The organism is Phocaeicola sartorii JCM 17136 = DSM 21941 (assembly GCF_054653615.1).
Window position 1 is genome coordinate 2,620,502 of sequence record NZ_BAAIFW010000005.1, and the last position, 21,315, is coordinate 2,641,816.

Genomic DNA, 21,315 nt, shown 5'->3' on the forward strand with positions numbered 1-21,315 from the left:
TTTATTGAGGGAAGAGTCCTTCAAAGTTGATGCAAAATTGATATTCGTTTCCTATCTGTTTTCCACAAGTAACCAATCTGCTGAATATCAATATAGTATTAAAATGGCGCAAGCGGCAGTGGAAGAATAACACTCTAATATAAACAATCTTAATATCAGGCTGTAATTCACTGCTTCAGCGGTAATTACAGCCTGATTTGCACTTGAGCAGTTCGTACAAAAAATGAGCCAAAGAAATGTCCCCTACTTACTCCGGCAAATCTTTAATAGTGCAATAGCGAAGTATAACGCCAAAAACACATTGTCGCGCATAGTATCTACCAAGTCATATTGTTTGGAGAGGATATTATCTTCATCGAGAAAGAGGAATATCGGATTAGCGAGGGAGTCATGCAATGAACAAGCTTAGCTGGTACACAGAACACAGTAGCTTTGTGCACTGAACAGACTAAGCTGGTACACAGAACATGCTGGCATGTTTTAAAAAACATCTCGGCCTATTCAACAACAAACATAAGTAACGTGTAATCCTGCACATACATAAGCATCGGACTATACGTAAGTTGTATCGCACCCTGCTCCATCGGACTTTGCACCAAGCCCCGGTGTGCGTCTGGCACTGGACATCCGCGAGATTCACACACTTCCGGACAATAAAATTTGGAAACGTAAATGCCATTCTTTCCATTTTTATGGCATTTTATTTTTATAAGAAAAACATAGTTTATACATTTGCCTGTAAGACAAAATCTAAGTTTATATGAAAAACAAATGCCTTTTAGTATTACTGTTTGCTTTAGGCTGTTGCCATGTACAGGCACAAAAAAACAAAAAAGACCCTTTGCCCGAAGCACTCATCCAATTGAATCAGAAAGTGGATTCCGAATCGGTTTCCGGAGTAAAAAGACGTCCCCTGATTGGAATTTCCACCGATGTAAGCCCGAAACGGACAGCGGTAAACACAGCGTATGTACAGTCAGTCATTCTGTCGGGAGGAATTCCTTACATGATACCTGTAACGGATAATGTAGAAGTGCTGCGCCAAATAGTGTCCCGGCTGGACGGAATTGTCTTTACAGGTGGAGAAGATATCCAACCGATGTATTACGGAGACCTCCCTTATGAAAAACTGGAAGAAGTAAGCCCAGCCCGGGATACCTTCGACTTGATGGTGCTGAAAATGGCCGCAGACCGGAATATTCCCATATTAGGAATTTGCAGGGGACTGCAATTAATGAATGTCGCTTTCGGTGGAACTTTATATCAGGATCTGCCCACACAACATCCCTCAACCGTCAACCACCGCCAAAAAGAGTCCGGCACCACCCCCACCCATGCGGTATCCATCATAAAGGAAAGCAAGCTGGCGGAAATTACCGGACAAGAAGTGCTGCAGGTCAATACATTCCATCATCAAGCCATCCGGAAACTGGCACCCGGATTCAAAGTCACGGCTTGGGCGCCCGACAGTGTGGCGGAAGCCATCGAAGCTTATCCCGTACGACAAATGATAGGTGTGCAATTTCATCCGGAAATATTTACGGCTGCCGGAGATACCACCATGCATAAATTATTTAAATTTCTGGTGAATAAGGCTGACACATTTAATCTGGCCAAAGATATCCATAGCCGTATCCTTTCCATTGACACTCATACAGACACTCCTCTTTGGTTTAAAAACGGTTACAGTGTAGGCCTGAGAAAAGACAACATGGTCAGCATCCCCAAAATGGAGGAAGGCAAATTGGACGCACAGTTCCTAGCCGCATTTATATGGCAGGGGAAACGGGATGACGCATCTTCACAAAAAGCCGTAGAAAGCACCACCCGATTAATTCAATCCATTTATGACGAAGTAGAGCAATACAAAGATTTTTGTGGCATCGCCCTTACGGAAGAAGACTTGATACGCCTGAAGCGTGAAGGTAAAAAAGCTTTTTTTATAGGTATCGAGAATGGTTACGCCATAGGCAAAGACCTAAAGAATATAGCAAAATACAAACAGATGGGAGTCAATTATATTACTCTCTGCCATTCTTATGACAATGATATCTGCCATTCATCCACTCACACGGAAGATGCGACCCAAGGACTGACCCGGTTCGGACGTGAGGTGGTAAAGGAAATGAACCGCCTAGGAATTATGATAGATGTATCGCATGCCAGTGAAGGTACTTTCTGGGATGTTATAAAATATAGCACACAACCTATCATCGCCTCTCATTCCTCGTCAAAGGCGTTATGCGACCATGATCGTAATCTGACAGACGAACAACTCCGTGCCTTAGCGAAAAATGGCGGAGTGGCACAGTTATGTCTTCTTGATGCCTATATCAATAAAAAACCAAAAGCCGCATCCGTTTGTGATGCTGCCGAACATTTGGACCACATGATTAAGGTAGCCGGCATAGACCATGTGGGAATAGGTACGGACTTTGACGGCGGTGGTGGTTTGCAAGGATGCAATGGAGATAATGACTTGATTAATCTGACCGTAAAGATGATTGAAAAAGGATATACGGAAGAAGACTTAAGGAAGATTTGGGGAGGCAATCTCCTGAGAGTGATGAAGCAGGTACAGGAAGCACCCCTTCTCTCCTCCCCCAAACGCAAATAATATACAGACAAGGATAATCAAAAAGTATAGAGAAATTATCCTGTTGTCACTTTTTTGAAATTATCGGAGAGGTTGTGTCAAGATGCCGGCACAACCTTTTTTTGTGACTTACAGTTTAGAGGAATTTTCCTATTACAAATAGGGAAATTCTCCTCTACAAATAGGATTATTCTTTTTATTGTATCATTTTCCCCACCTACCTTTGTGACATAAAGAAAAGCAAATTTAAAAATGAACGGATATGAAAACAAGACTAATGAAATACTTCGGAATAGCAGTCGTACTGACAACAATGATCAGCCTCACTTCCTGTGAAGTATCCATAGGAAGCTGGTACGATGATGATGATTACAGCGAAATGTATTACAGAACCACACGGGAACTATGTAGCCGGACCTGGCAGGAAACTTGGGTACAAGATGGTGAATACTACACGCAACGACTGGACTTTTACGAAAATAGAACAGGCACAGACATTATACGGGTAGAGCACCGGAACGGCTATGTAACCGAAGACAGGTACCGTTTTGAATGGAGATGGGATAACAGTTCACAGACATGCATCCGTATGGTTTACAGTCCCAGTGATGTTTCATATTTTGAGAATGTATGGTTGGGCAGTAATTTTTTAAAAGGCGTACTGGATGACGTCAATGTAAATTTCACAAGAATCAGGTAAAAAGAAAAAGCGGGATGAAATCCAACACCTATCATCCCGCTCTCTTTTTCTACCTGTCATTCAGTCTTAATACTCTTCACCGGATTTTCATTCGCGATGCGCCAAGTCTTGACGATAACACAAGCCACCACCAAAACAATCACCCCGAGACACATGACCCCAAAATACAACGGATTCATATAAATGGCTTCAGGGAACTGGTCAAGCCATGCCCCGGCTGTAAAATAAGAGGCCACGGCCCCTATCAAGGCGGATGGAACAACCACATACAATATATCACAGGACAGCAACCGGAGAATAGTCGAAGCTTCGGCGCCATTCACCTTACGGATGGCTATCTCCTTGCTACGGCGCTGTGTTTCATCATTCACATAGCCAATCAACCCCATGATGACAATGAGCAGAACAAAAGTCGAAGTAATCCATACCGAATTACGAAAACGGTAAACATTGCGATAGATCTCCTTCAGCATGGTATCTATCGGGATAAATTCCAATGCCTTAGTGGAATGCACCTGCTCCATGTATTCGTTCAGCTTTTTCAAATTCTCATCGTATGGCTGCTTTAAACGTACATCAAAAGTATGATTGGTATAATTATTATAAACTAAAGCCACAGGAAACTGTTTGTAAAGAAAAGACGTATTTCGCACATTACGGAATACACCGACAATGGTTCCGGCTTTGTCAAAATCATTCAACCGTTTACCCACTGCCCCGTCTGTCCATTTCATCAGCCGAGCCACCTCTTCATTGACCAATACATCCCCCTCATTCTGCATATCTTTCCCTTCAATAATAGTAATTCCCATGGTTTCAGCATAATTTTTATCACAAGGATTATACATCAAAGTTTCTATGCGCTTGCCACTATTATCAATCAGCCCACGAGTCCAATATTCTCCCAGAACCCTGAGCATAGAACGGGTGGCATTTTCCACCATGGGTTGACGACGAAGATCGCTCACCATATTCTCCGCTTCTTCGGATGACATCCATGTCTCCGCCTCCACCAATCCGGAAGTACGGATACCCATATCACTATTAGCCAGATGATGATACTGCATCAAAGATACCAACAAAATCCCCATCACAAAGGATACCCCCATAAATTGCACAAATAAAAGAGAACGCTTCCATCCCTTTTTCCCATCTGTGTAACGGCGAAAAACCTGAGTGACAGGAATGCGCGAAAACAATCTTCCCGGCAGCACTCCGGCTACCATGAACAGTACAAAAATAATGAGTACCGGCACCCATAGAGTTTCCAATGTAAAGAGTGAGGATAATTGTACCGAAAGCAAATCCTCTATCAGATCTTTGGCGTTAAATATAATAAAGAGAGCCACTACGACGGAAATCAATACCACAATCCCTGTTTCAAAAAGGAACATGCTGAAAATATTGACCGCACTGGCACCGCTGCACTTGTGCACACCTATACTCTTTGCCCTGCGGCTCATGGTAGCAATAGCTACTAATACATAGTTCATGATCGCCACAAAAAAGATGGCAAAGCCCAAAAAGCCATAAATGTAAAGACGAGTACGGGTATTTGAATCGTCCAGATGAATTTCGGGCAACGGCTGTGCATCATAGAAAAATCTCCATTCATTATCAGCAGAATCAGGATGATATTTCTGCATGGCCTTGTATATCTGACGATTGATCTCTTCCCTGTCCACCCCATCGCGCAAGCGGAGAACAGTAAAATAAATATCATTACGTCCCCATGTTCCACCTCCTACATAGCCACCTCCGGCATAAATGGGAGCAACAAAATCAAAATGGTAGGCCGTATTTTCCGGAGTATCCTGATAAACACCACGGACTGTCAGTTCCTGCTGTTTGTCCAAAGACAATTTCTGTCCTACAGGATCCTGCCCACCAAAGACATCACGAACAAAAGTTTCAGAAACGAAAATGTTCCCCGCCCTTTGCAATTCTTCGGGATTTCCTTTCAATACCTTGATGCCGAAAGTACGGAAATAGCAAGTATCTACATAAGCGTAGTTTACATCTTTCAGCTTATGACCATCCTCCTTGAATACATTTAAGGTCTCAAAATTGAAAAGAACTGTAGCATTTTCAATCCATTGTGACAAATCACTGCGGAATGCTTCTGCCATCGGAGCAAACAAGGTATTATCATATCCTTTTCCTTTCTCTCCGGTCTTCACATTCTCTCTCCCTCCACGTACCAATACCAACCGGTCGGCTTCAGGATAACATTTTTCATAATTGAGTTCGAATGCTATTTGTGAAAAAAGCAGTACACCAATAGTCAGACCTAATGATAGAGAGATGACTTTCGTCACATTACTTCCACGGCCGTGCAATATCGTTTGTATTGCATAATAGATTTGTTTCATCGCAACTATCCTTTCATTATTCCTTTATGTTCGCTACCACACTACCATCAAACAAATGAATGATACGATGAGCAAATCCGGCATCATGCTGAGAGTGGGTCACCATGACAATACTAGTCCCCTCTTTGTTAAGTTCGGTCAATAGATTCATGACTTCGGCACCGTTCTTCGAGTCCAGATTACCGGTAGGCTCATCGGCAAGAATCAGTTTAGGATTGGTAATCACCGCACGGGCTATGGCCACACGCTGTTGCTGACCACCGGAAAGTTGCTGTGGAAAATGCTTTGCACGATGGCTCAGATTCATACGTTTCAATATTTCGAGTACACGTTCCTTGCGTTCACTGGCTTTGATACCCAAATAAGTCAGCGGTAACTCCACATTTTCGAATACATTCAGTTCGTCTATCAAGTTAAAGCTCTGGAACACGAAACCTATCACACCTTTACGCAGACGGGTGCGCTCCTTTTCTTTCAGATTGGCTACTTCGTTGCCTATCAGTTTATAGCTGCCCTCCGAAGGATTGTCCAATAATCCGAGAATGTTCAGCAACGTGGATTTTCCACAACCAGACGGTCCCATAATGGCAACAAACTCTCCTTCTTTCACCTCTATATTTACATGGTTCAACGCAATTGTTTCTACTTCTGAGGTACGAAATACCTTACTTAAATTTTCAATCTGTATCATAATAATAAATTTTAATTGTTTGTTCTATTGATATTTATTCTGATTTAATACTCTTTACCGGATTCTCATTGGCTATGCGCCATGTTCTGGAAATGACGCAACCGACAATCAATATCAAGACCACGATAGCTACACATATATAATAAGGAACAAGCGAACCTACAGTCACCGCAAACTGTTCCATCCATAAGCCACCTACATACCATGCCCCTAACGTACCTGCGACTACAGCCGGGAAAGAAATCCAAAGAACATCTTGCACCAACATTTCCAATATGGAAGATGCTTCAGCCCCATTCACTTTACGAATAGCAATCTCTTTCGAACGCCGCTGTAATTCATCATTAATATAACCTATCAGTCCCATCAAAGTAATAAACAAGATGGCAATTGCCGCCAATAAAGTCGCATTACGGAACACACGAACGGAATTATAACTATCCGCCATTTTTTGTTGCAAGCTTTCAAAACCGACTGTTTGATTGGGAAAAGCTTCGGCAGCATCACGGTTCAGTTTCTGAAGATTCTCACCGAAAGGTTCCTTCAGACGGAGATAGACAAGACTAGCCAAGTCTTTGGGATGATGATGCAGGACAAATGGTTTCATCTCTGAGTAAAATCCGTCAATATTAAAATCTTTAATCACACCTACTATTTTGACACGTCCTTCTTCTGTCCCGATACTCCTGCCCAACACATCTTTTCCCCAATGCATTCTCCGCACAAACTCCTCATTGACAGCCACCTCACCGGATTCACGCGGTACACGCCCTTGCTGTATGGTCATTCCCATAAAAGCGACATAATTCTCCTGAGTAAAATCATAGCGACTGGAAAAAAGACTCGTTCCTTTCTCATCCGGTATCATCTGTCCGCTATAGCCATTAGACGGATAGCTGGTTGCCGAAGTCAATGCCTCCACGTATGGAAGACTCTCATAAAAGTGACGGGCGGCAAGCCGGGCTTCAGCATCCGGTGCATTATTAATGCCAATCACTACCCGTTCAGGATTATAACCCGGATCTTTATTAATAACATAATGATATTGAAGCATCACTACACACATCAATCCACATATAAAAGCCACTCCTGCAAATTGGATAAACAATAACGGACGTTTCCATCCTTTTTTACCCTCTGTATAACGCCGGAAGACCTGTGTGACCGGTATCTTCGAAAAAAGTCGTCCCGGCAATACACCACCAATGAAGAATAAAAAAAGAGTCACTCCCAAAGGTACCCAAATACGTTCCACCGCAAAAAGGGACTCCAGTTTAGCAGCCGTGGTATCTTCCACAAAATCCCGGAAGTTAAACATTAAGAAAACCATCAAAAATAATGAAAGCAGAATAATAATACCGGTCTCCCACATAAACATACCAAAGACAGTCCCCGTTCCCGCTCCGCTGCATTTATGCACACCAATACTTTTGGCACGCCGGCTCAACGAAGAAATAGAAATCAACACATAATTCAATGCCGTAATAAACAAAATGGACAGCCCCAAAATAAGCATGATATTACGCATTCTTTTCACCTCATCATATCCACGGTACGTATCCCGGACTGGTTTGGCTATGACGGTGATTCCAAACTTATCACTTCTGGGAATATGTTGCTGAACCACCACATCAATACGTTTGTTCAACTCATCCAGATCAATGTCCTGCTTCAACCGGATATATTCTTTCCAACTGTCACCACCCTCCCATGAATAATTTCCTATCCGGCGGCTCCAGATAGAAGGCAAGGAAATGACGGCCTTCGGCCGCATAGTACAATTCTCAGGTAAAGTAGCATACGTTCCTTTTACTGTCAGCTCAATTTCCTTATTGAAACTAATAACTTTACCAATCGGATTTTCACCGCCAAACATTTTATCCGCCAAGTCTTTACTCAGAAAAATTACATCTTTTTGCTGCAATTCACGTACCGGATCCCCACTCAAGACCTCAATACCCATTGTCTGAAAAAACAATGAATCGGCAGTGACCTTAAAATCATCAAAGCGGACACTCCCGTTATAAATAGGTGCCGATACCGGCCACGAGCCTGTACTTGCCGCCGATTCCACAATTTCCGGCATTGCATCCAGTATGCCTCCGGCAGCTGCACCGATAATGAACTCACTCGGAGGAAAAGGCTCTCCATTTACTGTCCATATATTCCACAATTGGTATAGTTTGTCATGATCCTTAAAACAAGTATCAAAACTCTGCTCATACACCACTCTTGAGAAAAGTAAAATACTCATAGTCAGACCCAAGCCCAACGAGACGACTTTTATGATATTAGAACCTCGTCCATGTATCAAAGTCTGAATGACATAATAAATCTGTTTCATATTTCATGTTTTTAATTGTTATTATCTTAAAAGAGAGAAGTCCCGTTTCACAACGTTACTTCCCATAAAATGTATAAGAAACTAAAGTTTCTATAATTCGTTCTCAATAACAGAAATGCCAAAACCATGCCAAACAAATAAACTACTGATTAATAATATTTTATAGAAATCTTAGAAAAAGCGATCTGTCTAATTATTAGACAATGATGTATAATAATTAGACAGAACTCCCAAACAAACAGATAGTTCCATGCTTCAAATCCATTGAAATTTGCCTTATTTTACTATCTTTGCATATCTATTAATAAAAACAACAGATTATGAAACACATCCTTCTGGCAGCCTGCGCGGTTGCCATACTAAGCGGTTGCGGTTCGCAAGGGAAACAGGCAGACCCTACCGGAAATCCATTCCTTTCTGAGTACACAACCCCCTTCCAGGTTCCTCCTTTCGACCAAATCAAGATGGAACATTACAAACCCGCCTTTTTGCAAGGCATGGAAGAACAACAGAAAGAGATTGACGCTATAGTAAACAATCCCGAACCCGCCACTTTCCAGAATACCATTGCAGCACTGGATCAAAGCGGAGCGTTACTTCGTAAAGTCAGTACCGTATTCTACGGACTGAAAAGTGCCAATACCAATGATGAGATGGATGCACTGAGCCGTGAACTCTCTCCCCTGCAATCAAAACACAGTGATGACATCGCCTTAAATGAAAAACTTTTTGCCCGCATCAAAGCTGTCTATGAAAATCCCGGCGATTTGGACAAGGAACAAAAGAAATTGCTGGAAGAGACCTATAAAGACTTTGTACGCGGAGGTGCCAATCTGGATGCCGAAAGTCAAAAGAAATTGCGTGAACTGAATAGTGAGATTTCCATGTTGCAACTCACCTTCGGCCAAAATATGCAGAAGGAAACCAACGCCTTCCAATTGATCGTGGACAAAGAAGAAGATTTAGCCGGATTACCCCAAAACCTGATTGCCAGTGCTGCCGAAACAGCTAAAGAAGCAGGCATGGAAGGCAAATGGATTTTCACCCTGCACAATCCCAGTGTCATGCCTTTCCTGCAATATGCCGACAACCGAGACCTGCGCGAAAAGATCTTCAAAGGATACATTAACAGAGGTAATAACGGCAATGAATACGACAACAAGGAAGTGGTACGCAAACTGCTCAAAGCCCGTCTGGAAAAAGCCAAGCTGATGGGATACGAGAACTATGCTTCCTTTGCACTGGAGGTACGTATGGCCAAAACACCGGATGCCGTATATCAATTATTAGACCAGATTTGGACCCCTACTCTGTCCAAAGCCAAAGAAGAATTGGCGGATATCAATGCCGAAATAAAAAAAGACGGAAAAACCTTCACTGCCGAAGGTTGGGACTGGCGTTATTATGCAGACCGTGCCAAGAAAGCCAAATTCGACTTGGATGAAAATCAGGTACGTCCTTATCTGAAACTGGAAAACGTACGCGACGGTGTGTTCTATGTTGCCAACAAACTGTACGGCATCACTTTCGCCCAGCTGGATAATCTTCCCCTCCCTCATCCCGATGCACAGGCATTCGAATGTAAGGACAAAGACGGTTCTCATCTAGGTGTGCTCTATATGGACTTCTTTCCGCGTGCCAGCAAGAAAGGTGGTGCATGGTGCGGAAGCTATCGTTCACAAACCTACAAGGACGGCAAGAAAGTGGCTCCTGTAGTAACCGTGGTATGCAACTTTACCAAACCGGCAGCCGGACAACCCGCTTTGCTCAGTGCAGACGAAGCGAATACCTTGTTCCACGAATTCGGACACGCTTTACATAATCTTTTCAAAGATGTACATTATTATGGTGTGGCTAGTGTTCCGCGTGATTTTGTGGAACTGCCGTCACAGATAGATGAGCATTGGGCTTTTGAGCCGGAGGTATTGAATGTATATGCCAAACATTATCAGACAGGTGAAGTCATTCCTGCCGGACTGGTTGAAAAAATGGACAAGAGTGGCAAATACGGGCAAGGCTTCGCTACGACTGAATACTTAGCAGCTTCCCTGCTGGATATGGATTACCACGTATTGAAAGAAGTCCCCGATGATATGGACGTTGTACAGTTTGAAGCAGAAACATTAGGCAAGCGCGGATTGCTGAAACAAATTCCGTCACGCTATCGCACCACTTATTTCAACCATACCATGGGTGGTGGATATACTGCCGGTTACTATAGTTATATTTGGGCGGAAGTGCTGGATTGTGACGCATACGAGGCATACAAGGAAACGGGCGATATCTTCAATCAGGAAGTAGCAGAGAAGTTCCGTAAATATATCCTCACTCCCGGCTGCATTGACGATGCGATGGATATGTATGTCAATTTCCGTGGCAAAGAGCCCGGTATTGATCCGTTGCTGAAGAACAGAGGACTAAAGTAACCCTCTAACTCTAAATAGAAATCCTCCCCCTGCAAAAGACAAATGATTGTGGATCTTGCGGTGGGAGGATTCTCGTTTTGTAGTATGATTGCGGATAGTTCTTTTTTTGTTCCAAAACAATAAATAATCCTCAGAGAAAGCGTACCTTTGTGCCTGTCAAATCAAAAATTAAATTATGAATCAACCTATTGCTATGAATACCACAAGAAAACATGTGGTATGGCTGGACGTTGTCCGTTTGGTAGCCATGTTCACCGTAGTTTGCTGCCATAGTGCAGACCCGTTCAACTTTTACCCCGGCGAACCGCCAGCCAACATTGATGAAATCAAATTCTGGGGAGCCGCCTACGGAGCCTTTCTCCGTCCGTGTGTCCCACTGTTTGTCATGATTACAGGAGCGTTGCTGCTTCCCATACGTGGCGAAATATCCGCTTTCTACAAAAAAAGAATCAGCCGTGTATTCTGGCCGTTCCTTATCTGGAGTGTCATTTATAATTTATTTCCTTGGTTTACAGGACTATTGGGACTTAATCCCGAAATAATCCTTGACTTTTTCCCTTATAGCGGTGAAGAGGCCGCCCGTCAGTCACTCAACGTATCATTGGGTTATATAACAGAGATGCCTCTCAATTTCTCTTTATTGGACGTACACATGTGGTACATCTATCTGCTTATCGGATTATATCTATACCTTCCTATTTTCTCCGCATGGGTAGAAAAGGCCTCGGAAAAAGCCAAACTATGGTTTCTTGTCGCATGGGGAATAACCGGCTTGTTACCTTATTATTATCAGTTCGTATCCCCATACATTTGGGGAGGCTGTGCGTGGAACTCGTTCAATATGCTCTATTATTTTGCCGGATTCAATGGATACTTGCTATTGGGACACTATCTGCGCAACCACGACTGGTCGTGGGGCAAGACACTGTCAGTCTGTATCCCCATGTTTCTGACAGGTTACATGGTCACTTTCTTCGGTTTCCGCCACATGACCGCATTGCCACAATGCACTGATGAAATGTTGGAACTGTTCTTCACCTATAATTCTTTGAATGTGATTATGATGACTATCCCCTTCTTCCTCATAGCCAAGAAAGTAAAAGTACGCTCCGAACTGATCCAGCGTATGCTGGCTAACTTGACCGTATGTGGTTTCGGTATCTATATGATACATTATTTTTTCACAGGTCCGGGTGTAGTCCTGATGCGCAATATCGGTGTTCCCGTGCCTTTACAAATTCCCGCTGCCGCTGTCGTGGCATTTGGCGTATCGTGGCTGCTTGTGATATTCATTCGTAAAATAAGCGGCAAGAATGCTAAATACATTGTAGGATAATAAAAACAGGACATACAAATATCGTTATATAAGAATAGCCGGAACTACTTTTTCCAAGTGATTCCGGCTATTCTTATAATGCTTTATCCACTAGAAATCAAGTCAGTTATTTGAGATGTAATTTAAAGAATATACCTCCGCTAAAATATTTACCGTCATTCAGTTCAGCAATAAGATTGATATGGTCTTTCCATATTGAATAAGTTCCACCTACATTCACAGTATAAGTTGCTGTATGCAGGTTTTCTGCATGTCCGGGACACACTTCCGCCATCAGATTAAATCCATTCAGAGCTTTCTGCCAGAAGCCTTCGCCCTTCATGCCAAAGTGAAAGTTTACCCCTGCAGCAGGACAGCTATAATGCACATCACTCATAGCTTTACCGATAACCCAAGCTACATGCCCCCCCACTGTACCTATTCCACTAAATTCAACATGTTTCGTTGCCGCCAGATAATAACGTGTCAAGTAATTGTGGTTTCCGCTACCGCCACCACCCCAATCTATATCTCCACCTCCATTTGAAGAATGACTTCCCGGATCATTCGTACCAATCACCACCTGAGGAGTCCAGGCCTTCCCCCACCCCTCCTTCCATGCCCTCAACCGGAAATGAAACGATCTGTCCTGATTGGTAAACCTGCCCCAAGTTTGCTGAGGCCAATAAGAAGAACCATGTATCCCCTTTACCAACGTACAAGTATAGGCTACTTCCAGCCAAGGAAACAAAGTACAATTAATATAATAGTTATAGGTATAGGGATGATATTCACTTCTCACCCAATATCGGGAAAGCGTATTCACATCCAGCATATTTCCTCCCAGCATAACGGTTTTATCTTTCTGCATAACGGCAGTAGGTGCATGAAGTAGTCCTGTAGTACCATAAAAAGCCTGCCCTTTGATAACATTCATTCCTCCAAAGAGTCCCCCCAGAAATATTAGAGTCCTTAATTTCACGATTCTATGAATTTTAATTTATATTTGCAGCATGAAAACAGATGTATTAAAAATACTCGGAAAAATTATTCCTACTGCTATCTTCGTCCTGTTGTTGCCATTCTCCATTATTTACATGGCAATAAGCAAAGTCAGCTCTTTCATCCGAAAATTCTTTCCCCGATAAAGCGTGCCGGAAACAAGAATGCAGCTTGCAGATATCTTGTACGTGTATGTTTCTCCTTATACATTCTATAAACGAAACGCAAATTCATCTTATCAACCCAGTCTGGATAATAGTGCATCCTATTCATTGCCGTTTGGTGAATAAACCCACCGCACGTAAAGCCGATGCCTTGGTAACCCATCTTTTTTACCTTAAGCAGAAACTTCTCCTGCATCAAGGCCCCCATACCTACGATCAGAAAATCCGGATTTAATTCGACTATATGAGAAGCTTCCTTGTTCATTTCCGCATCCGAAGAAAAATATCCGTTCCTGAACCCTGCAATGCGTAACTCCGGATACTGTTCTTGAAATATCTTCACAGCACATTCCACTTGTTCCTGACCCGAGGCTACGATATAGAGTGTTTTACGGCTTTCCATGAGGTAATTCAACAATTCGGGAGCAAGGGAAGTCATATCAAAGCTACATCTGGTCACTCGCTTTCCGTATACTAATCTTATGGCAGAAACCAGTAAAGAGCCATCGGCAAAAATACCATCGAATTGTTCAAATAGAGATTTGTTTTCTAAAGCGATAAGGTAAGAGACGGGGTTGAGAAAGGTGTAAATTCTGCTTTTCGTTTCGAAAAGTTCGGGAGGCGTCCATTGCTCTGTTTGCAAAATGTGATTGACTAAGAGAGATGTCATATTTTATACTACAAGTTTTTGTAAATTCTCATGAGGTTTTCCGCCTCTGTTTCTATATTATAACCCGCTTTAGTAATGAGTTTAATATTCCTTTCGCAACGTTCCTGACGAGACAATTCGTATTTAACGTTACCGAGATATTCCGCCCAATAGTCAGCACCTTTACTTAAAGGTAACTGAATTACATCTTCACCTATGTTTACCATTTTAGTTACAGCATCCGAAATAATACATGGTAGACCTGATGCCTGTGCTTCTACCACAGACAATGGCATACCTTCATAAATAGAAGGAAAAAGGAAAATATCCATTGCTTGTAACACATCTGGGATATCAGAACGCAATCCCGCCAATATTACACAATCATTCACTTTGTTTTTATCTATCGCTGCTTCTACAAGATGGCGCAGTTCACCATCACCAACTAGCAATAATTTTGACTTTGGCTGTAAAGCATGATATTTGGCAAACACTTCAATAAGAAAGGAGTGATTTTTTGCTTCCATGAATATACCGATATGGCCTACCACATATTCATCATCTTTAAAACCAAAGACACACCGCATTGTCTTTCTTTTATCTACATTGAATATAAAAGGTTCCACTTTGATAGCATTACGCAAAATAGTAAATTGTGTTTCACCATAAAGCCATTCACCAGCTTCAATAGAACAAGCTATAGCCTGAGTGAACGAACGCCTATATCCAGGCAACAATAATTTATTTAAAATTTTATGTTGGCAACAACTAGAATGATTATGTATAATTCTTGCCTTTATACCTAACCATTTTGCAATTTGTAATTCCAAAACAGCTGTAGCACTGTTTCCATGTATATGAACAATGTCATAACTTCCTTTATACATTATGCGACATAATGCCATTATATAACGAAATAATTGCTTCTGCCGATGTGGCAAATGAATGATTCCACACCCTAGAGACTTGAATTTATCTATAACATCATTGTTTTCTTGTACCGTTACCACTATATCAATTTTATAATCACTGTTTCGCTGTAAGACTGAAATATAATTGAATATATGAGTAGTTATGCCACCTAGATCCAAACCATTTAAATTCTCAACAAGTATTCTTGTCATTTTAGTTTCTGTTTTTCAATATTTTATAAAGTTTAAAGTATGGAAAAGGAATTTTAAGCAAGCATTTTAAAAAACCTATTTTCCATTTACTAGACAATAAATCATTTTTTAAACATCGAGGATTAAACACATAATAAATAAACGACTTACTAGAAACTAATGAAAAAGTCTCTCCCTCATCAAAAAATCTAAATTTTGCCAACATCTTTAAATCCTTTCGAGAGGGAGATAATCCCACTGCTTTTAAATTCGCAAACAACACATCTGGAGTAAAAGGAATATATTTTACAAACTCTATTGCTTCTATATCATTAATGAAATCTAGAGCTGCTGACTGGATTTTTTCTACAATATAATACTCCTCTTGTAATTCACCATTCATTTGATATTCATAATCATATCTCTCTGCCACAAGCCATTCATTTTTGTCACGAATATAGTTTTTTACAGACCCTTTTTGCTCTAAAAACAATGTTTCATAAAGTCCAACAAACGGACTTCGTTTATCCACACTGTTTACATTATTATAAAAATCGAACAAATATCCATGTAATGATAGTTTTCCATCATTCATATTTCGTTTATAATAATCAGCTACCCCTGTATAATAACCTAAAATTTCATTTTCTATACCTATTATTCCCAGTGACTTTTGAAGAAATCTCTGCATACCACCTGACCACCCTATATCCACAACTGCAAAACGTCCTTCAACGTGCATTTGCTTCATATATTCACACATTAAGACAAATTCTTTTTTTGAGTTTAAAATAATCTCATTCTGCAACTCATTATATAAAAGCATTAATCTATTTTCTTCCAATATGGTATTTCTATAGAAATAAGAATTTAAATCATATCCATATTTTCTAACTAAAGCTATATGATCAATAATATTTAATCCAACTCCATCAAATATTGACTTCAATGATATCCTTTTGGAAGGTGACAGCATGGTCAATAAATTAATAAATGATGGATCATTCCACAAAATGGGTACTCTTAGACTTCTTCTTGAAACTTCTAGATAATAACTTTTCAAACTTTCATCTTTGTTTACAATATCGAATGCTTTTTTCATGATAAGCCCATCACGAGCAAAAAAATAAATCTTATTAAGATCTTCTTTTTGAAAATTTTTAATTAGCCAATGAATATATCCCCATAATAAAGGGCCCAAACATCTATAGCCCAAATATTTAAAATAATCCTCTTTTGTTTGACACATATAATCAATGACATTATTTAATAGGGATAAATAGCTTGTATTATCTACTTTTGACTTTGTAAGAGTTATCATAGTTGTATGTATACCCATTATCTTTGGTCTAATAAAATCAGACTTTAGTGTGTCTCCAATATGAACTAATTGACAAGGTTTTAGATTTTCTTTATCTAAGATATAACGAAATAAAGCCCCTGTTCTTTTAGTTCTTTTTATAGATGAAGAAAGATAAAGTTTTTCATAACCTGTAATGCCACAATGACTTAAAATATCCTTTATTATATCTTCAGGAAGATACATATCTGATGTTATTATTACTTTTTTTCCATTCTTAAGGCATTCATTAAAAAGACCGACAATAGATTTATTGGGAATACAAACTTCGTACTCCGTCTTCAATTCTAGGTTTTTCAATTCTTCATTTATAGCTGGACTAAATTCTATAAAATTATAAATTTCATCGATTGAAACTTCTTCTATTATTTTTTTTCTAGCCTTAAGTTCGGCATTTATCCTCAATTCCTTAAAACCTCTTATTTTCTCATTACTGGTACCATGTAAACTGTTATACCTCAATTCAACTATATCAAACACATCTGTAGGCAAGGAAACATATCTTTTTACTAACGTATCAAATATGTCAAAAGATACACAATCATGTTTTAATATATATTTCAATTTATGATCCATATATAAGCCTCAATTGATTAGAGACCCTAATAAATAGGGAAATCTCGCTGATTAATATTTTGGGTTCTGACTAAGATTTAACAGATTTAAACAGCATCTTTAATAATAAAATGCATTTATATTTCAATAAAAAAAATACTATTCTATGCTTTAAATCCATTCGTTGATAAGGATAATTAGACAATAATTCTTGATATAGTTTTTCTTCTAATATTCTTTTGATCTTCTGATCTGTTTCACCAGCTAACACCATACGCATTACAGTATTACGAAGAAGAAAAAATACCGAGCGAAGATAATGCAAATAATATTTCTCTTCAGAGTAAATTTTTGCCAATCGCTCTTTTATTATCCGAGATAAATTTACCATTTTATGGTATTTGGCATCATCATAAGTATGAGAAAGCGAATATGGATTTACAACATAATAGTGCAAACAATCAGGCAGATAACATACACTCCTTACATGTGAAAGAAAATCAATATCAAAAATAATATCCTCGCTCACAAATTCACGTTCAGATACAAACTGTACTCTATGCTCCATAAAAATACTATGACGATATATAGCATGCCACACCGATATCATATAGCGAACATCATGATGATATTCAGGCAATGGAGCTATCATATCAAGCAAAAAATCATCAACAACTTCACGCCCTCTGAAGACAACCTCCTCCTCTACATCTTTTCGAGGATAAATATGCTTTTTATCTTTATAAATATTGCAATTACAATAAACAACATCAATATCCTTGGCCTTTGCTTTTAAATATAACTGTTCATACATATTCACATCTACAAAATCATCGGAATCCAGAAATGCTATATATTCACCAGTAGCTATCTCCAACCCCGAATTACGGGCAAAGCCAAGACCTTCATTAATTTTATGAATCACCTTGATAATCGGCCAATGCAAATTATCTGACGCTGATTCATAATTATCACATAATGCAGGACTATTATCCGGTGAACCGTCATCCACTAGAATAATTTCTAATTCTTTCAGCGTTTGCCCAAGAAGCGATTGCATGCAACGATCAAGATATTTCTCCACATTATAAACAGGGACTATTATACTAACTTTCGGCTGTTTCATTCATTTTTTGATTTACATATTGAATAAAATCATCATAAGACGAAAATTTCGCCTTATGAGTAGATAACCAATCACCATAAGCTATACTTAACTGAGACCGAACAGGCACACCTTGACGTTCATATTCCTCTACATTTGAGGCATCTACAAAATAGATGAATTCTTCATATAATTCATGAGGCAAAGGATCTCGACCAAAATTCTTTTGAAAAGCCTTAACATGTTCCACAGCTTCCTGCAATCCTTTGACTTTCCGTTTTTGATAATATTCATCTAATGAACACACTACACGACAAGGAGCTCCTACCGCTACACTATTGGCAGGGATATCATGTGTTACAACACTGCCAGCACCTATAACACAGTTATCACCAATAGTAACACCACGTAATACAATGACATTTGTGCCAATATAAATATTCGAACCTATTTCCACTCTTCCTGAAGAATTCACAAAATCATGATATTTATTCCTAAAAACAAAGCTAGCCCAGTCATGTGTCAATATCTGGAAATATGTATTCATATCAACATTACTACCAATGGAAACCAAGGCTGGTCTTGAAACATCGATTCTCGTAGTCAGCGGATCTCTAAAAATGCAACCATCACCAATTCTTATACCCAGTGAACGCAGATGAGCAATGTACGATCTGCTGTTTCGGCGATGCCAAATATCTAATATATGCGCTGTTATAGATGATAATTTTATCATATATTGAATTGTACAATGAATATTTAATATAAAGACCTATTAATATGTTACTTAGAGCATTTGAACATTGCCTATAAATTATACACGAATTTTTATCCATTCATTTGGCAAAGCTTCTAATTTTGAAAAATCAGTATTCACCCATCGGTCTGGAGTTATAATTATTTTTGCTGTCCTATTTAAATAAGCTGCCCAACATGAAAAGGTACTATTTGCCAAAATCATATTTTTAGCATGAGCCATCAGGTACATATCAAAGAAGCTGCGATCATCTCTATTATGTGATATGATTATTTTATTTCTTATATCAGCAAATTCTGTTTCCACATATAAACAATCATCAGAGAAAAAGAAAAAAAACGGTTCTTCTACCTCTTGTTCCATGAATTTAATTGCTTCCCGATAATATTTCGATGTACATATACCACCATAAATATGTATTAAATCTGTTTTCAAATAATCGCCACGACGAATATGCACTGAGATTGAATTACAGGTCTCCATTTTTTTAAGAAATTCCATGTTTTCCTTTCCTATAGGAAGTTCCGAGCGAAATTCAAAAATATTTATTTGTTTTATAATAGAATAATCTTGCCAATCTCCCCATTGAAAAAAATGTTTCATAGATTGAGGATAAACCCTATTACAAAATAACAATCTATAGCCATGATTATATAAAAAGCGATTCACACGATATAGAAGAATGCCCAATTTATTATATAAATAAGAAGTTGGAGGTAATTCTATATCAAACCATTTATCAATCTCTATCCCATTATGTGCCTTTAAACTATCAGGATATATTCCCAAAATTCTTTCTGAAGGATATTTCTTCTTCAAATATCTATAATAACTATACTGGAAAAGTTGGTTACCTAATCCTCCACCAAAAACAAAAAATTTCATTTCAATACTTCCATTTGTTCACCTATGAGTAGATGATATAACTATATTACACCACTTTAATTCAGAATCTCGACTCCAATAGTCCATTCTTAAAAAGATAACAACAAAAGTCATCAGAATATTTATATTTTCATCAATCGGAGCAGATAGAGATAAAAAAACAAAATATATAACAGGAAAAAGCACAGCAGTTTTCTGACATTTATAAATCAAAAAACAACATACTAATACAAGAAAAATAAACATTAAGCCACCCATTATTCCATAATCTATCAATAAAGAAAACCAAATACTTTCAGCACCTAATATTTCATAATTATTCTGTGTGGCAACATTCCACAAATATGAGCTCCCATTTCCCCATAATTCATTTTGCTCAAAAGCCCATAAAATAGATCCCCATTGCTCTAGTCTCATACCACTGCTACTACCTACGTCCATTTTGTTAGCAAATAAAGTAGAATAAATAAGAGTAAAATAGAATTTCCAAAAAAACAAACATGATACTAAAAACACACCTACTATTCTATAAAAAACTTTATACCTGAAAATGTTTACACTCAATAAATAAGGCAGTATACCAATAAGAATGGCAACATACCCAGCCCTAGTCCCTGTAAGAATAGTGCATAATGGAAGGAAATATAATAGCTTTGTTACTTTATTTTTATTCAATGGATAATTATAATACCGACTACAAAAAAAGTAAAGATAAAAACACATACAACAATATAAAGCAAAAGGCTGATAATAAGAAAATATAGAATTACTTCGTTTAAAACCATATCTTTCCGCACCTTGGGCTATATATCCATGTACATCAAATAAGCTCAGCAATACGTCCTGAATAATATTCTTATTAAAAAGAACTTCTATAATAGAATAAACACAGGCAAATAACATACATCCACTAAGAAGTTGCAAACAATATATCATATATTTTCTAGAATCCAATGAATACCATAAAAACACGGGTAAAATGAAAAAGAAATATATGTTAGCAAAGGTCAGCATGTTATCAGGAGGATATAATGCCAAATAATTAGAAATTAAATAGCTGATTGAAGTTAAGACTGAAATAAGAATTAACGATATGGGATATTTTCCTTTTTTTGATCTATATATAACTAATCTTCTTTTTCTGCATTTCCGATAAACAAAAATACAAATAGCCAAAACTGATGTCGGATAAATCAGGCGAAGACTCGTATTCCACAGAGTTAAATATATGAATATCTGCAAAATAACAACTATTTGTATGATACCTTTTTTCACATCTTTAAGAAGAACG

General features: G+C 38.9%; 15 protein-coding genes. 4 read left to right on the forward strand and 11 right to left on the reverse strand.

Going from position 1 to position 21,315, the window contains the following annotated elements:
* Window positions 1-760 precede the first annotated feature (760 nt).
* Together ACYQ0C_RS11135 and ACYQ0C_RS11140 are read left to right on the forward strand one after the other, a co-directional pair.
* Window positions 761-2,617, forward strand: coding sequence for a gamma-glutamyl-gamma-aminobutyrate hydrolase family protein (locus ACYQ0C_RS11135; protein ID WP_016277591.1), 1,857 nt, complete (start codon window positions 761-763; stop codon window positions 2,615-2,617).
* Window positions 2,618-2,858: 241 nt separating this feature from the next.
* The gene (locus tag ACYQ0C_RS11140; protein WP_016277592.1) at window positions 2,859-3,296 is read left to right on the forward strand and encodes a hypothetical protein; all 438 of its coding nucleotides are present in this window, start codon (window positions 2,859-2,861) and stop codon (window positions 3,294-3,296) included.
* Window positions 3,297-3,352: 56 nt separating this feature from the next.
* Here the strand turns inward: ACYQ0C_RS11140 and ACYQ0C_RS11145 are convergent, their stop codons facing one another.
* The 3 genes from ACYQ0C_RS11145 to ACYQ0C_RS11155 are packed head-to-tail and all read right to left on the reverse strand — an operon-like array spanning window position 3,353 to window position 8,703.
* Complete coding sequence (locus tag ACYQ0C_RS11145; RefSeq protein WP_016277593.1) at window positions 3,353-5,668, reverse strand: ABC transporter permease; 2,316 nt, start codon at window positions 5,666-5,668, stop codon at window positions 3,353-3,355.
* A gap of 16 nt (window positions 5,669-5,684) precedes the next feature.
* On the reverse strand, window positions 5,685-6,359 hold the full coding sequence (locus tag ACYQ0C_RS11150) for an ABC transporter ATP-binding protein (protein WP_016277594.1): 675 nt from the start codon (window positions 6,357-6,359) through the stop codon (window positions 5,685-5,687).
* A 34-nt stretch (window positions 6,360-6,393) separates the two neighbouring features.
* The gene (locus ACYQ0C_RS11155; protein WP_016277595.1) at window positions 6,394-8,703 is read right to left on the reverse strand and encodes an ABC transporter permease; all 2,310 of its coding nucleotides are present in this window, start codon (window positions 8,701-8,703) and stop codon (window positions 6,394-6,396) included.
* 320 nt (window positions 8,704-9,023) lie between these two features.
* On the opposite strand from ACYQ0C_RS11155, the gene ACYQ0C_RS11160 reads away from it, so the two are divergent.
* Together ACYQ0C_RS11160 and ACYQ0C_RS11165 are read left to right on the forward strand one after the other, a co-directional pair.
* Entirely contained in the window at window positions 9,024-11,129 is a 2,106-nt protein-coding gene (locus ACYQ0C_RS11160; protein ID WP_016277596.1) for a M3 family metallopeptidase, read from the forward strand.
* Between the two features lie 175 nt (window positions 11,130-11,304).
* Window positions 11,305-12,465 carry an acyltransferase gene (locus ACYQ0C_RS11165; RefSeq protein WP_016277597.1) on the forward strand — a complete coding sequence of 387 codons (1,161 nt, stop codon included), beginning with the start codon at window positions 11,305-11,307 and terminating at the stop codon, window positions 12,463-12,465.
* A 106-nt stretch (window positions 12,466-12,571) separates the two neighbouring features.
* Here the strand turns inward: ACYQ0C_RS11165 and ACYQ0C_RS11170 are convergent, their stop codons facing one another.
* From ACYQ0C_RS11170 to ACYQ0C_RS11205, 8 genes are all read right to left on the reverse strand, one after another.
* Window positions 12,572-13,381, reverse strand: coding sequence for a YjbH domain-containing protein (locus ACYQ0C_RS11170; protein WP_050582569.1), 810 nt, complete (start codon window positions 13,379-13,381; stop codon window positions 12,572-12,574).
* Window positions 13,382-13,566: 185 nt separating this feature from the next.
* Window positions 13,567-14,280 (reverse strand): WecB/TagA/CpsF family glycosyltransferase, encoded by a 714-nt coding sequence (locus tag ACYQ0C_RS11175; RefSeq protein ID WP_016277600.1) that lies wholly within the window; start codon window positions 14,278-14,280, stop codon window positions 13,567-13,569.
* Window positions 14,281-14,288: 8 nt separating this feature from the next.
* Window positions 14,289-15,383 (reverse strand): glycosyltransferase, encoded by a 1,095-nt coding sequence (locus ACYQ0C_RS11180; protein ID WP_016277601.1) that lies wholly within the window; start codon window positions 15,381-15,383, stop codon window positions 14,289-14,291.
* Window position 15,384: 1 nt separating this feature from the next.
* Entirely contained in the window at window positions 15,385-17,298 is a 1,914-nt protein-coding gene (locus tag ACYQ0C_RS11185) for an HAD family hydrolase (protein WP_016277602.1), read from the reverse strand.
* Window positions 17,299-17,368: 70 nt separating this feature from the next.
* Window positions 17,369-18,403: a glycosyltransferase gene (locus ACYQ0C_RS11190; RefSeq protein ID WP_016277603.1), complete on the reverse strand. Its 1,035-nt coding sequence runs from the start codon at window positions 18,401-18,403 to the stop codon at window positions 17,369-17,371.
* The gene (locus tag ACYQ0C_RS11195) at window positions 18,384-19,118 is read right to left on the reverse strand and encodes an acyltransferase (protein WP_007835154.1); all 735 of its coding nucleotides are present in this window, start codon (window positions 19,116-19,118) and stop codon (window positions 18,384-18,386) included. Before ACYQ0C_RS11195 ends, ACYQ0C_RS11190 begins: the two co-directional genes overlap by 20 nt.
* A gap of 78 nt (window positions 19,119-19,196) precedes the next feature.
* On the reverse strand, window positions 19,197-20,024 hold the full coding sequence (locus ACYQ0C_RS11200; RefSeq protein WP_007835151.1) for an alpha-1,2-fucosyltransferase: 828 nt from the start codon (window positions 20,022-20,024) through the stop codon (window positions 19,197-19,199).
* Between the two features lie 18 nt (window positions 20,025-20,042).
* On the reverse strand, window positions 20,043-21,299 hold the full coding sequence (locus ACYQ0C_RS11205) for an O-antigen ligase family protein (protein ID WP_244964590.1): 1,257 nt from the start codon (window positions 21,297-21,299) through the stop codon (window positions 20,043-20,045).
* Window positions 21,300-21,315: the final 16 nt, after the last annotated feature.

What these genes read in the sequence shown, in the direction of transcription:
- ACYQ0C_RS11145 (WP_016277593.1), bottom strand. Translation starts at nt 5,668, where the DNA reads ATGAAACAAATCTATTATGCAATACAAACGATATTGCACGGCCGTGGA.
- ACYQ0C_RS11140 (WP_016277592.1), top strand. Translation starts at nt 2,859, where the DNA reads ATGAAAACAAGACTAATGAAATACTTCGGAATAGCAGTCGTACTGACA.
- ACYQ0C_RS11175 (WP_016277600.1), bottom strand. Translation starts at nt 14,280, where the DNA reads ATGACATCTCTCTTAGTCAATCACATTTTGCAAACAGAGCAATGGACG.
- ACYQ0C_RS11170 (WP_050582569.1), bottom strand. Translation starts at nt 13,381, where the DNA reads ATGAATGTTATCAAAGGGCAGGCTTTTTATGGTACTACAGGACTACTT.
- ACYQ0C_RS11180 (WP_016277601.1), bottom strand. Translation starts at nt 15,383, where the DNA reads ATGACAAGAATACTTGTTGAGAATTTAAATGGTTTGGATCTAGGTGGC.
- ACYQ0C_RS11190 (WP_016277603.1), bottom strand. Translation starts at nt 18,403, where the DNA reads ATGAAACAGCCGAAAGTTAGTATAATAGTCCCTGTTTATAATGTGGAG.
- ACYQ0C_RS11155 (WP_016277595.1), bottom strand. Translation starts at nt 8,703, where the DNA reads ATGAAACAGATTTATTATGTCATTCAGACTTTGATACATGGACGAGGT.
- ACYQ0C_RS11150 (WP_016277594.1), bottom strand. Translation starts at nt 6,359, where the DNA reads ATGATACAGATTGAAAATTTAAGTAAGGTATTTCGTACCTCAGAAGTA.
- ACYQ0C_RS11160 (WP_016277596.1), top strand. Translation starts at nt 9,024, where the DNA reads ATGAAACACATCCTTCTGGCAGCCTGCGCGGTTGCCATACTAAGCGGT.
- ACYQ0C_RS11165 (WP_016277597.1), top strand. Translation starts at nt 11,305, where the DNA reads ATGAATCAACCTATTGCTATGAATACCACAAGAAAACATGTGGTATGG.
- ACYQ0C_RS11200 (WP_007835151.1), bottom strand. Translation starts at nt 20,024, where the DNA reads ATGAAATTTTTTGTTTTTGGTGGAGGATTAGGTAACCAACTTTTCCAG.
- ACYQ0C_RS11185 (WP_016277602.1), bottom strand. Translation starts at nt 17,298, where the DNA reads ATGGATCATAAATTGAAATATATATTAAAACATGATTGTGTATCTTTT.
- ACYQ0C_RS11195 (WP_007835154.1), bottom strand. Translation starts at nt 19,118, where the DNA reads ATGATAAAATTATCATCTATAACAGCGCATATATTAGATATTTGGCAT.
- ACYQ0C_RS11135 (WP_016277591.1), top strand. Translation starts at nt 761, where the DNA reads ATGAAAAACAAATGCCTTTTAGTATTACTGTTTGCTTTAGGCTGTTGC.